Below are 12,147 nucleotides of genomic sequence, written 5' to 3' on the forward strand. Positions count from 1 at the left end.
ATTATAGTAAAAAAGTTTAAAAAACCTATTAATAGGTTTTTTAACACTTTTTTACTATAATGCAAGCAATATAAAGAATCATAAGGATATAGATATGGATTTAAAATTTGCAAGAACAGAGTTAGATGCAAACCTAAAAAAGCAGATATAAAAAAAATAGAAGAGAGTGTAGAAAAAAACGGTAGTGTAATTTTTTATTTTGACAGAGAAAATTCTCATAAAGATTTGCTTGAACTTCAAGATTATTTTGAAGAAAAAGGTAAAGGTTTTTATATGAATGAAGTTAAATTCGGTTTATCAGATAACGAATATATGTACCAAGTTCATATTATAGACTAAGAGAGTATTAATTGAGTAAAAAGGTATTTATTGAGACTTTAGGTTGCGCTATGAATGAGCGTGATACCGAACATATGTTGGCAGAGTTAAATGAAAAAGAAAATTTTTCACAAACAGGTGACTTTAAAGAAGCAGATTTAATTCTTATTAATACCTGTTCGGTTAGAGAAAAACCGGTCTCAAAGCTTTTTTCGGAACTCGGCATTTTTAACAAAAAGAAAAAAGAAAATGCTAAGATAGGTGTATGCGGTTGTACGGCATCTCACTTGGGAAAAGATATTATTAAACGTGCACCTTATGTAGATTTTGTCCTAGGGGCTAGAAATGTAAGTAAGATAACAGAAGTTTTACATAAGCCAAAAGCAGTAGAAGTCGATATAAATTATGATGAGAGCGAATTTGCTTTTAAAGATTTTAGAACATCCCTTTATAAAGCCTATATAAATATCTCTATTGGTTGTGATAAACAGTGTACATACTGTATCGTTCCTAAAACACGCGGTGAAGAGATTAGTATCCCTTTAAACCTGATTGTTGATGAGGCAAACCGTGCAGTTAACAGTGGAGCAAAAGAGATATTTTTACTTGGTCAAAATGTAAATAACTACGGTCGCCGTTTTAGCGGTAAACATGACAAAGTCAACTTTACTAATCTTTTACAGGAACTCTCAAAAATAGAAGGATTAAAACGTATCCGTTTTACATCTCCGCATCCGTTTCATATGGATGATGAGTTTATTGAAGAGTTTGCAAAAAATCCAAAAATATGTAAATCTATGCATATGCCGCTTCAAAGCGGAAGTACAAAAGTACTAAAAGATATGAAACGCGGTTACTCTAAAGAGTGGTTTCTAAACCGTGTAGAAAAACTTCGTTCAATGGTACCTGATGTCAGCATCTCCACCGATATAATCGTGGCATTTCCGGGTGAGAGCGATGAAGATTTTAACGATACTATAGATGTTATGGATAAAGTAAAGTTTGATCAGATATTTTCTTTTAAATATTCAGCCCGTCCGGAAACGGAAGCTGAGCATTTTACAAATGTAGTTAATCCTGAGATCGCTTCACAGAGGCTTACATTTTTACAAGACTTATATACCAAGCATCTGGATGAAAAGATGGCTTCTAAGCTTGGAAATATTTATGAAGTATATTTTGAAGATTTAAATGCCGATGGTTATGTAAGCGGTAGAAGTGATAATAATCTGGTAATAAAAGCTAAAGGAAGTGAAGAACTTTTAGGTAAATTTAGAAAGGTTAAAGTTACTTCAATAGGTAGGAGTATTTAAGCGGTGAAATTGTTAACTAAGCAACAAAAAAGGTCACTTGCCCTTTTAATTATACCGTTTATCGGATCTTTAATAATAAGGTTTTTATATTTTACCAATAAAAAAAAGTTTCATGCACCTGATACTCTTACGGATGAGAGTTTTATTATGGCATGTTGGCACGGGGAGTTGTTGATGATTCCGTATGCTTATCTGCGTTATAAAGAAATACCGAGTGTCAAACTTTTTATATCTGAACATTTTGACGGTGAACTAATAGCAAAGACACTCGGTTTTTTTGGTTTTGGGACGATTCGAGGTTCTACAACACGCGGTGGTGCAAAAGCTTTAATCCAAGCTATAAAAGAGATAAAGAGCGGTTCCGACATAGGAATTACACCAGATGGTCCAAAAGGTCCTAGACATCAAGTACATGATGGTATAATAGCAATAGCACAAAAAACCAAGAAAAAAATAGTACTTGTTGAAATTAAACCGAGTAAGTATTGGCAATTAAAATCTTGGGATAAGTTTATAGTTCCAAAACCTTTTGGAGAGTTAAACTATTTTATATCTGAGCCGATAGATGTAAGCGAGTTAGAATTTGAAGAGGCAAGAAAACTTATAAAAGAAGGATTACTAAGTCATGAACACTAAGCTTGTAATAATTTTATTTTCATTGTTTACAGTGTTGTTTATGGCTTTATATTTTTATTTTAATCCTTCATATCAAAAATCACTACAAGCTAAGTATTACTATGAAATGGGTGATTATGACGAAGCTTATGCAGATGCTAAAGAAGCTTTTGAATTAGATTTGTACAATCGTATGGCAGCTACTATTATGGCACAGTCTAAAACATCATTAAAGTATGTAAATTATATCAAAGACGCAAAAGAGTATATGAAGCAGATTGATGAGATTGTTAGTAAAGATGATATCAAAGAAGCCGATAAAGCTAAAATCAGACTAATATGTGAGATTATGAACAGTGCATATGTTAAGCTTGCCCCAAGTGTCATCACAGATAAAGAACTAGTAGAAAACGCAGCATATTATCATGCCGGATTTGAGCAGTTACTTGAAAAAGTTAATAGATAAAAAACGCAAAGATTTCTGTGAATATTTGGAAAATATTCGCGGTTATTCCGATCTTAGTATTAAAACTTATAATGATGCAATAAGAGAAGCATTGTCGTATATAGAAATTTTAGAAGAAAACGGTGAAATTATCTTTGACTTGATGCCCTTCAGATTAAAAATATCAGAATTAAATTCAAAAACAATATCAAAAAAATTATCGGCTATACGTTCATTTAGCGAGTATCTAAATGAAAAAGGAATGAAAATTGTTTTAAAATCAGACAGTAGTGTTAAAGTTGCAAAAACTTTACCAAAGCCTATCTCTCACAAACACATAGTTGAGGCACTTTCTTTTGCTGATGAACAAGAGAGTTTGGTAGTAAGTCTTCTTTACACCTTAGGTCTTCGTATATCTGAGCTAGAAAAATTAAAACTAGAAGATATAAGCGAGGGTTGGGTAAGAGTGTTGTAAAGGTTCTAAGCAAAGGGATATACCTATTTTGAAAAATATAAAAGACGATATTGATTCTTATATACAAAATAATAATCCTAAAGTGTTTCTTTTTGAGAAAAATGATGAAGCTTTAAGCCAAAACTCACTAAGATATATTATTGCTAAAGTTTTTAAAAGGATAAATTTGAAGGTAAGCCCGCATCAGTTGCGCCATTCTTATGCTACGGAATTATTAAATGCCAATGCTCCTATAGCTGATGTAAGTGAACTTCTAGGTCATTCATCTATGGCAACTACTCAGATTTATACAAAATTAGGTTCGGCTCTTAAAAAACAAAACTATAATAATTCACATCCTCTTTGCGGAGTAAATAGTGCTGAGTAAATTCAAAACTTATCTTTATAATAATATATATATAAATATAGTGCAAAGCTCCAAAGATACTTGTATTTACGTAGAGGAGATAGATTATAAAGGTCTAAGCAATAATTATGAAGAGATATTTAATACTTCAAATAAAAGTGAAATATATGAATATATAAAAACTTTCATAAGTCGTTCTCCCATAAATTATGTATCTATTTTAGACCCATCACTCACCCAAGGTGCAGCTCCTACCTGTTCGCATCATGAAATAAAAAAGTATTGTACTTTAGAAGAATTTGAACAAATATGTGTAGATGATAAATGGTCTTATTATACATCGAAATTAGATTTATTGGATATTCAGGGAAGATATAAAAAACAGGCTTAGATTTTATTTTTTCGCCGTTTCATATGCTTCATAAATTTTTTGCCGATAAAACAAAAGGTGAAATATCACTCTTTATTTTGGTAAATGAAGACTATATGGCATTAAGTGTGTTTGAGAGTTCAAAACTTTTATTTGCATCTTTGTTGGATATGCAAAAAGATGATGATTCCAATGATGAACTTATAATGGATGTTGATGATGATGAAGAACTGATACTAGATGATATAAAAAATAATAGTGTCGATTTAGAAGATATAGATGTTGACGATATAGAAGGTTTGGATGAAATAGATGAATTGGATGATTTAGAAACATTTGACGATATGGATGACTTTGATGCTTCGGATGAACATGAGGAACATCTGTCAATGAGTGATAAGCAAATGGAAGACTCTGTAGAGCAAAATAGTTTTGGCGAAGATTATCATAGGTTTTCACTTATCCAAAGTGCCGTTAATACTTTTTATAAAGATTCAAAGTTTGAGAGTAAGTTTATACAAAGTGTTTATGTAGCCGATGGAATCGGTCTCAGTAATGAATTTAAAAAGTTTTTGGAAGAAGAGATGTTTTTAAGTGTATTTATCAGAAAAATGGATATAGCACAGGAATTAAGTGAACTTGCCAAGGCGGAGAAGAAATGAGATATTCTTATATAAAACCTCGTAAAAAATCTTTGCTGACGGCTGAGATGAAACTTTTGTTTGCATTTTTTTCCATTAGTCTTTTTATGCTTTTAGGTACATATATTTTTCTTCTATATAAAGATATGAAATTTTTAGAAGATAAGCAAAATATTGCTATGGAAAAAACAAATCTGCAAAAAAACATCAAAGATATGGAATCAAAAATAGCTTATATCGACACAAAAAATATAACATCCGCAAAAATATTTACACAAAATTCTGTTTTAAAAGACTCTATTAAAAACCTGTTTGATCTAGTACCGCAAAGAATAACGCTTTCACAAGCTAAGCTTTTAAAAAACGGTTTAGTTCTTTACGGTATTACACCAAATAAGGATGTATATAACTTTATGCTTCATGCACCTTTGCGTTCAATATTTCATGAAACATATAGTAGTTTTTATCCGACTGAAGGCGGTTGGCTTAGATTTGTTTCAACAAACTATATGAATGAAGATGAGTTAAGTGAATCTAGTGTAGAATCGGATTCGGAGAAAAAAGATGAATAATATCTCGAGACAGAGTATATATATTTTAATATTATCGATAATACTTTTAGTATTTGTTTTATTATTTTCTTTTTTAGCTTTGATACCTGAGGGGAAAAAGTATAGAATACAACGGGTTCAGCTTGGTAAAGAGTACAGAGATTTAAAAAGATATCAAGATTTTGAAGCACAAACTTTTGAAGAACTAAAAATACTGCAGGCTGATAACAGACATATAATAACGGCATTTGATACAGTCTTTGATCAAGACAGGTTTATAAAGAAATATAAAGCATTATTTAACACGCTTGAATTAACAAAAGCTCAAAATTTAGAAAAAGAAGACGGTTTCAGCGTATATAACGTTAAAACAAGTTCAAAAATAAGCTCGCCTGCAACATTTTATAAGTTTTTGGATGAGGTAAATAAAAGTGATTGGATTGTAGCGGTTAATTTTCCAATAGACTTTAAGCGTGAAGGGGAGGTTATAAACTCATCTTTTCAGATGAAAGTTTATTCTAACTCTAAAGATTCAAATACTTCTAAGTGATTATAGAAATAAGCTCTTAGTTTTGGCTCTATTTTAAGTTTTCTCATTCTTTCTTTAAACTCTTTTGACATTTTTGTATCTTTATCTATATATGGTGCTATAAATATATACTCTTTGTGAAAATTAACTACAAATTTTCTTCCGACTACTAAAGTATTATTTGTCTTTAAAAGCTCTCTCTCATTCGCACTTAACATATAGTTTTGTGATTTTAAATACTTATCAATTGCATATATATCTGAGCGCTTGTTTTTTGTAGATATAAAATAGGCAAAATCATTTTTTACATTTAAATCGGTTTCTATAATAAGTGCATCTATATCGGCATCTATATATTCAAAACTTTTTTTGATTCCATCTAGATGCTCTGAAATTAAAGGATTTGTATATCCATGTCTGAAACTGTTTCTTGTATAACTCTCATCGAAGTTACTTTTGTCCTCAAAATATTTAATCTTATTATTTTTTAGATACTCTAAAAGCTCACTTTTGTCTAAATGCAAAAGTGGACGGATAAGCTTATAGTTTTTCTTATTTTGAACACTCTTCATGCCACTTAGTTCTGCACAGCCTGCACCCTTGCAAAACTGCATAAGCATCCACTCAAATCTATCGCCTAAATGATGAGCCGTAAGAAGATTGTCATAGCCATTATCTTGTATCAGACTCTCAAAAAAATCGTAACGAATCTTCCTTGCAGATGCTTCAAAGTTCGTATCTATTTTTTCAGCTTTGTGAATAAAACATTTAATATTATATTTATCTGCAAGCTCTTTAGCATAAGCTACTTCATCTTTACTTTGTACTCTTAAGCCGTAATCTACGATAGCTATATCAAACTTTATATTTGCATCTAAAAGTAAACAAAGAAGTGCGCTTGAGTCAACTCCTGCGGAAAATGCTAAAAGGTTTTTAGAGGATTTTAGATGTTCTAAAACGTCACTTTTTAGCATTAATGAACCTATTTTGAATTATCAACCGTAGCAGTGAGGATATCTCCTACAACAGAAGTGATTTTGGCTTTATAAACTTTTCCAAATTCAAGCTCAGCTTCATCGTCGGTTCTATCGTTTACATATATCTCACCGTCAATATCAGGTGCCCAGATAAGCTCTTTTGCAGAGAGTAAAAACTCATGTTCATCACTCTCTCCGTCAATCACTAACTCTACTTCCTTGCCGATTTCTGCCATAAGAGATTTTTGTAAAACTTCTGCTTTTACTTCGGCTAAGATCTCTGCTCTATCATGGATAATCTCTTTATCTATTTTTTTATCTTTCATATCGTATGCGAAAGTCGTTTCTTCATCAGAGTATTCAAATATATTTATTCTATCAAAACCGAAGTTTTCTGCAAACTCTTTCATCTCTTCAAACATCTCACTTGTTTCACCGGGATGCCCTACTATAAAACTTGTGCGGATAAACGAGTTTGGAAGTGATTTCATATAATCAAGCAGTTCAATGGTCTTATCTTTTCCAAAACCACGTTTCATGATGCGAAGCATATCATCATTTATATGCTGTATCGGCATGTCAAAATAGTTATGGAAAATTTTTGACCTACCAATATTTTGAAGTAGTTTTATAGTTGTAGTCGATGGATATAGGTATAAAATTCTTGCACTTTTTACGCCCTCTATCAGCTCTATTCTTTGAATTAACAGTGAAAGCCCGTCTTGAATATTCTGATCACGCAGGTAAGATGAAGAGTCTTGAGAGATAAAAGAAAAATCATAGTATCCCTGTTTGACAAGAGACTCGACTTCTTTGGCAATAGAATCAAGTGAACGAGAGTTTAGTTTACCTTTAAATGAAGGTATGGCACAAAAACTACAAGCCTGATTACACCCTTCGGATAGCTTTATATATGCATGGTAAGTTGAACCGGTTACTACACGTTCAGCTCCGTCAATCAGATAAACTTCATCGCTGAATCTGCTCTCTTTTGCAGCTAAAAGCTCATCAATCCTCTCATAATCTCCAACTCCCGTAAATATATCGACTTCTGGCATCTCTTCTGCCAGTTCTTCACGGTAACGTTCACTTAAACATCCTGCAACAACCAAAATGCTGTCTTCTTTTCTTGCATCGTGAAGGTTTAAAATTGTATTTACGGACTCCTCTTTTGCTGCATCTATAAAGCCACAAGTATTTACTATTATTACATCTGCATCTGCATTGTCATCAGTTAAAGAAAAGTTTTTTAATCTTCCCATCATAACTTCCGTGTCAACAAGATTTTTATTACAGCCTAAAGAGACTACGTGGAGTTTATTGCCCATTATCACTACTTATAATTTTTTTGACATTATACTATAATTGCAATATGAAAATATATGACATAGTTATTTTAGGCGGCGGTGCAAGTTCCCTTATGTGTGCGGCACATTTAAACAAATCATTAAATGTTGCAATAATAGATGCAAATGATAAATTAGCCAAAAAATTGAAAATATCCGGCGGTGGAAAGTGCAATATAACCAACAAGTATGTGGATGTACGAAATTTTGACGGCGATGCAGATTTGGTTAAAAGTGTACTTGAGAGGTTTGACAGGGATGATATGTTGCAGTTCTTGAGTAATAATAAAATAGAGCTTGAACTCAGAAAAAACAGATATTATTTTTGTAAAAAGTCTTCAGACGATATTATAAATGTTCTAAAGAAAAAATCATCTTTTGCAAAGGTGCATCTAAACACTAAAGTTTTAGATGTAAAAAAGAGTGATGAAATATTTGAAATAAATACAGACAAGGGTGTTTTTAAAACCAATTCTCTTGTTGTAGCAACTGGTGGTGAGAGTTTTAAAAATATAGGTGCAAGCGATATCGGACTTCAAATAGCTAAAAGTTTTGATATAGAAGTAAAAAATTTCACTCCCGCTCTTGCAGGACTTACAGTGCAAAAAGAGCAGTTTTGGATGAAAGAGCTTAGCGGGCTTTCATGCTACGTAAATATAAAGGTAAATGACAGAGTTATAAAAGAAGAGATGCTTTTTGCCCATAAGGGAATAAGTGGACCTGCTGTCTTGTCTGCATCTTTATACTGGAGAAAAGGAGATATCTCTATAGACTTTTTACCAAATGAAAATATACCGGATTTGATTAAGGGCAGCAAAAAACTTATATCTTCCGTTATACCATTGCCTAAAAGACTATCTAAAGCCCTTTTAGAAGCAATATATGTAAAAGATACAGAGTGTAAAAAAGTAGATGCCAAAACTAAAGAAAAACTATTAAGATTGCATAACTACTCTTTCGCACCTGCAGGAAATTTTGGTTTTTCTAAAGCAGAGGTTTCCAAAGGTGGTATAATTAGTAATGAATTAAATTTTGTTACTTTTGAGTCAAAAAAAGTTAAAAAACTTTATTTTATCGGTGAAGTGGTCGATGTTACAGGCGAGCTTGGCGGATATAATTTTCAATGGGCTTTTGGCAGTGGTATGATTTGTGCTAAGAATATTAATTATAATTAGGTAGTACATTAAGTAAATTTAAAATTTAGAATATAGGAAGGTTTTATGACAGATAGATTAAAAAAATTATTAGTTGCAGTTTTATTTGCAGCCAGTGCATCTTATGCAGGTTCAAATGATTATACATATGATTCAAGCTCTTTAGTTGCTATTGAAGGCGGATTTACTTCTATGGAAGTAAAAAATCCTAGTAATCTTGTTACAAAAGATGATTTTGGAACTGTTGGATTAAAGATAGGTGCACAAACTCGTAATGTAAGAATGTTTGTATCTTTTAGAAATGGATTTATAGATGATGATAATTACAATTATGATTATTTTTATATGTATGGAGCTGAACTTCAATATTTATTTAATTTTTCAACATCTGCAAACTTTTTTATAGGTGCAAGTGCAGGACGTATAAGCTTAAGATTTGATGATGCTACCTTAAATCAACGTGATTATGCAACTAATTATACAGGTGGAGATTTAGGCTTTAATATACATATGAATGAAAATTTTGATTTTGAACTTGGCGCAAGGTTTATTAACTTATTAGATTCAGAACATACATTAAGTGGTGTTAAGTATACATTTGATGATATTACTATGGGTTATATGAGTATAATATTTAAATATCAGATGGATTAATTTTTTATGAGTGGTGCTCGATACTGGATTTGAACCAGTGACCACCACCATGTCAAGGTGGCACTCTACCACTGAGTTAACCGAGCAAAAAAGTTAGAAATAATACACAAAAATCCCTTAAAATTTACTTCTGCAAATATTTGATTTTCTTTACTTTTAATTTAGGTAAAATTAGTGATAATTTCAAATCTAAAATACCAAAAGGTAAATTATGAATGTTGCAGAATTAGAAAATATTGGTTTAAAAAATGTCGGTGAAGTCTTTCATAACCTAAGTTATGATGAACTTATCGAACATGAAGTAAACAATAAAGAGTGTGCAGTCACTAAAAAAGGTGCGACTGCTGTTGATACGGGAATCTTTACAGGACGTAGCCCAAAAGATAAATATTTTGTAGAACGTGACCCGTCTAATAAATACATAGCTTGGGGTGATGTAAACCAAAAAGTTTCTGCTGAAATATTTGATGAATTATTAGAAGTAGCGCAGAAACAATTATCCGGAAAAAATTTATATGTTACTGATGTATTTTGCGGTTCATCTGCTGCATCTAAACGCTCAGTTCGTTTTATATCTGAAATCGCTTGGCAATCTCACTTTGTAAAAAATATGTTTATTCGTCCAAGTTCTGCAGAACTTGAAGTATTTAAAGAAGATTTTGTTGTTTTAAATGCATGTAAAGCGGTAAATGAGAAGTGGGAAGAACACGGAATGAATTCTGAAGTTTTTGTTCTTTTTGATGTTGAGAGAAATATGGCAATTATCGGCGGTACTTGGTACGGTGGTGAGATGAAAAAAGGAATTTTTTCTATGATGAACTACTGGTTGCCATTAGAAGGAAAACTACCGATGCACTGTTCTGCAAATGTTGGAGCTGAGGGAGATACAGCACTTTTCTTTGGTTTGAGCGGTACAGGAAAAACTACTCTTAGTACTGACCCAAAACGTGCTCTAATCGGTGATGATGAGCATGGTTGGGATAATCACGGTGTATTTAACTTTGAAGGCGGATGCTATGCTAAAGTTATTAACCTTGATGAGAAAAGTGAGCCTGAAATCTATGGAGCTATTAAAACTAACGCATTATTAGAAAACGTTGTAATGTACGGTGAAGGTGAAGTGGATTATGAAGACTCAACTAAAACTGAAAATACACGTGTATCTTACCCGATAGAACATATTGTAAATCATAAACCTGATTTAATGGCGGGGCATCCTCAAAACATTATATTTTTAACTGCGGATGCGTTTGGTGTATTGCCTCCGGTATCAAAACTAACTCGTGATCAGGCAATGTACTACTTCTTAAGCGGATATACCGCTAAAGTTGCAGGAACGGAGCGTGGTATTACTGAGCCTGTTGCAACTTTCTCCGCTTGTTTCGGGGAGGCTTTTTTACCTCTTCATCCAACTGTTTACGCAAAACTTCTTGGTGAAAAAATCGATAAACATAATGTAAACGTATATCTTGTAAACACTGGTTGGACCGGTGGTAAATACGGTGTTGGACATAGAATGAGCATCAAAGATACTCGTGCTTGTATTAATGCTATATTAGACGGAAGTATCAATGAAAGTGAATTTGATACTACTAAAACTTTCCGCCTACAAGTTCCAAAAACTTTAGGAGATATTAATCCTGATATTCTAAATCCACGTAATGCATGGGCTGATAAAGATGAGTTTGACAGAACTCGTGACGAATTAGCTGAGATGTTTGTTGAAAACTATAAACGTTACAAAGATGGGAATGAAGATTATTCCCCATATGGACCAATAATAGGTTCTTAAATTTTTAAACAGCAGCGCATTTTCTGCGTTGCTTTATCTTCACAACTACTCTATTTTTTTACTTTTTTCTTAGTAGCTTTTTCCATATACAGCCATAAAAGTCCGCCAAACGTTACAAGAAGAAGTGGTGCTATCCAAGGTTTTTCACCTATGAGTTCAGCTAGTTTTATAAGAGGTGCACCTGAATAGTAAGCACCTAGTCCAACTACTAAAGCCCAAACTCCTGCAGAGAAAAAGTTAAGTATTGCAAACTTTTTAAAATCGTATTTCGTAAGTCCTATAGCAATAGGGATAAGTGTCTTTATACCATATACAAATTTTTGAAATAAAATAATCCAAGAACCGTATTTTTTCATCAATGCATGTGAGAGTGCTAATTTACGTCTGTGTTTGCGAAGTCCATCCATCATCATAGATTTTTGGTATCTTGCCATATAAAAAAGCATAACATCTCCAAGAGCATTTGCTATAAATGCTATAAACAGCGAGGTTGTTAAATCCATTTTTCCCATATAAGAGAGTACTCCTGCGCCAAGTAGTGCTACAAAACCACCACCAAGGGAGTATAAAAAAAGCCCTATATATCCGTATGTTGCTAAATTACTAAATGTATCTTCCAAA

Annotated in this window: 15 protein-coding genes, 1 tRNA gene and 1 pseudogene; 13 read left to right on the forward strand and 4 right to left on the reverse strand. The window is 32.5% G+C overall.

The features are described 5' to 3' along the window. Positions 1–94: 94 nt before the first annotated feature. From FJR48_RS11895 to FJR48_RS11935, 10 genes and pseudogenes are all read left to right on the forward strand, one after another. Positions 95–339: pseudogene (locus FJR48_RS11895) on the forward strand (HP0268 family nuclease). Positions 340–389: 50 nt separating this feature from the next. Beyond that, the gene (miaB, locus tag FJR48_RS11900; RefSeq protein ID WP_241856221.1) at positions 390–1,631 is read left to right on the forward strand and encodes a tRNA (N6-isopentenyl adenosine(37)-C2)-methylthiotransferase MiaB; all 1,242 of its coding nucleotides are present in this window, start codon (positions 390–392) and stop codon (positions 1,629–1,631) included. Between the two features lie 3 nt (positions 1,632–1,634). After that, positions 1,635–2,267 carry a lysophospholipid acyltransferase family protein gene (locus tag FJR48_RS11905; RefSeq protein WP_241856057.1) on the forward strand — a complete coding sequence of 211 codons (633 nt, stop codon included), beginning with the start codon at positions 1,635–1,637 and terminating at the stop codon, positions 2,265–2,267. Continuing rightward, positions 2,257–2,712 (forward strand): hypothetical protein, encoded by a 456-nt coding sequence (locus FJR48_RS11910; RefSeq protein ID WP_241856056.1) that lies wholly within the window; start codon positions 2,257–2,259, stop codon positions 2,710–2,712. Before FJR48_RS11905 ends, FJR48_RS11910 begins: the two co-directional genes overlap by 11 nt. Then, a complete protein-coding gene (locus FJR48_RS12375) occupies positions 2,693–3,166 on the forward strand; it encodes a site-specific integrase (protein WP_241856223.1) in 474 nt (157 codons plus the stop codon). The genes FJR48_RS11910 and FJR48_RS12375 overlap by 20 nt, the downstream gene beginning before the upstream one ends. Positions 3,167–3,194: 28 nt before the next feature. Next, positions 3,195–3,533 (forward strand): tyrosine-type recombinase/integrase, encoded by a 339-nt coding sequence (locus FJR48_RS12380; RefSeq protein ID WP_241856225.1) that lies wholly within the window; start codon positions 3,195–3,197, stop codon positions 3,531–3,533. Then, positions 3,523–3,903, forward strand: a complete 381-nt coding sequence (locus FJR48_RS11920; RefSeq protein ID WP_152308456.1) for a hypothetical protein — start codon at positions 3,523–3,525, stop codon at positions 3,901–3,903. Before FJR48_RS12380 ends, FJR48_RS11920 begins: the two co-directional genes overlap by 11 nt. Positions 3,904–3,926: 23 nt before the next feature. After that, positions 3,927–4,544 carry a hypothetical protein gene (locus tag FJR48_RS11925; RefSeq protein WP_152308457.1) on the forward strand — a complete coding sequence of 206 codons (618 nt, stop codon included), beginning with the start codon at positions 3,927–3,929 and terminating at the stop codon, positions 4,542–4,544. Further along, complete coding sequence (locus FJR48_RS11930; RefSeq protein WP_152308458.1) at positions 4,541–5,095, forward strand: hypothetical protein; 555 nt, start codon at positions 4,541–4,543, stop codon at positions 5,093–5,095. The genes FJR48_RS11925 and FJR48_RS11930 overlap by 4 nt, the downstream gene beginning before the upstream one ends. Beyond that, on the forward strand, positions 5,088–5,624 hold the full coding sequence (locus FJR48_RS11935) for a hypothetical protein (protein WP_152307905.1): 537 nt from the start codon (positions 5,088–5,090) through the stop codon (positions 5,622–5,624). Before FJR48_RS11930 ends, FJR48_RS11935 begins: the two co-directional genes overlap by 8 nt. Here FJR48_RS11935 and tilS read toward each other — a convergent pair. After that, positions 5,588–6,577, reverse strand: coding sequence for a tRNA lysidine(34) synthetase TilS (tilS, locus tag FJR48_RS11940; RefSeq protein WP_152307904.1), 990 nt, complete (start codon positions 6,575–6,577; stop codon positions 5,588–5,590). The genes FJR48_RS11935 and tilS overlap by 37 nt on opposite strands. A gap of 8 nt (positions 6,578–6,585) precedes the next feature. Then, positions 6,586–7,908, reverse strand: coding sequence for a 30S ribosomal protein S12 methylthiotransferase RimO (rimO, locus tag FJR48_RS11945; protein WP_152307903.1), 1,323 nt, complete (start codon positions 7,906–7,908; stop codon positions 6,586–6,588). Positions 7,909–7,952: 44 nt separating this feature from the next. On the opposite strand from rimO, the gene FJR48_RS11950 reads away from it, so the two are divergent. Then, a complete protein-coding gene (locus FJR48_RS11950) occupies positions 7,953–9,101 on the forward strand; it encodes a BaiN/RdsA family NAD(P)/FAD-dependent oxidoreductase (protein ID WP_152307902.1) in 1,149 nt (382 codons plus the stop codon). 45 nt (positions 9,102–9,146) lie between these two features. Then, complete coding sequence (locus FJR48_RS11955) at positions 9,147–9,734, forward strand: outer membrane beta-barrel protein (protein WP_152307901.1); 588 nt, start codon at positions 9,147–9,149, stop codon at positions 9,732–9,734. An 11-nt stretch (positions 9,735–9,745) separates the two neighbouring features. On the opposite strand, the gene FJR48_RS11960 is transcribed toward FJR48_RS11955, so the two are convergent. Beyond that, a tRNA-Val gene (locus FJR48_RS11960) sits at positions 9,746–9,820 on the reverse strand. Between the two features lie 125 nt (positions 9,821–9,945). On the opposite strand from FJR48_RS11960, the gene pckA reads away from it, so the two are divergent. After that, a complete protein-coding gene (gene pckA, locus FJR48_RS11965; RefSeq protein WP_152308459.1) occupies positions 9,946–11,526 on the forward strand; it encodes a phosphoenolpyruvate carboxykinase (ATP) in 1,581 nt (526 codons plus the stop codon). 50 nt (positions 11,527–11,576) lie between these two features. Here the strand turns inward: pckA and FJR48_RS11970 are convergent, their stop codons facing one another. Next, a complete protein-coding gene (locus tag FJR48_RS11970) occupies positions 11,577–12,146 on the reverse strand; it encodes a DedA family protein (RefSeq protein ID WP_152307900.1) in 570 nt (189 codons plus the stop codon). Position 12,147 lies beyond the last annotated feature (1 nt).

Origin of the sequence: Sulfurimonas lithotrophica, from assembly GCF_009258225.1 — a bacterium.
GTDB classification, from domain to species: Bacteria; Campylobacterota; Campylobacteria; order Campylobacterales; family Sulfurimonadaceae; genus Sulfurimonas; species Sulfurimonas lithotrophica.

Coding starts and splice junctions, on each gene's coding strand:
- miaB (WP_241856221.1), top strand. CDS start 390: ATGAATGAGCGTGATACCGAACATATGTTGGCAGAGTTAAATGAAAAA.
- FJR48_RS11910 (WP_241856056.1), top strand. CDS start 2,257: ATGAACACTAAGCTTGTAATAATTTTATTTTCATTGTTTACAGTGTTG.
- FJR48_RS11925 (WP_152308457.1), top strand. CDS start 3,927: ATGCTTCATAAATTTTTTGCCGATAAAACAAAAGGTGAAATATCACTC.
- FJR48_RS11930 (WP_152308458.1), top strand. CDS start 4,541: ATGAGATATTCTTATATAAAACCTCGTAAAAAATCTTTGCTGACGGCT.
- FJR48_RS11935 (WP_152307905.1), top strand. CDS start 5,088: ATGAATAATATCTCGAGACAGAGTATATATATTTTAATATTATCGATA.
- tilS (WP_152307904.1), bottom strand. CDS start 6,577: ATGCTAAAAAGTGACGTTTTAGAACATCTAAAATCCTCTAAAAACCTT.
- rimO (WP_152307903.1), bottom strand. CDS start 7,908: ATGGGCAATAAACTCCACGTAGTCTCTTTAGGCTGTAATAAAAATCTT.
- FJR48_RS11950 (WP_152307902.1), top strand. CDS start 7,953: ATGAAAATATATGACATAGTTATTTTAGGCGGCGGTGCAAGTTCCCTT.
- FJR48_RS11955 (WP_152307901.1), top strand. CDS start 9,147: ATGACAGATAGATTAAAAAAATTATTAGTTGCAGTTTTATTTGCAGCC.
- pckA (WP_152308459.1), top strand. CDS start 9,946: ATGAATGTTGCAGAATTAGAAAATATTGGTTTAAAAAATGTCGGTGAA.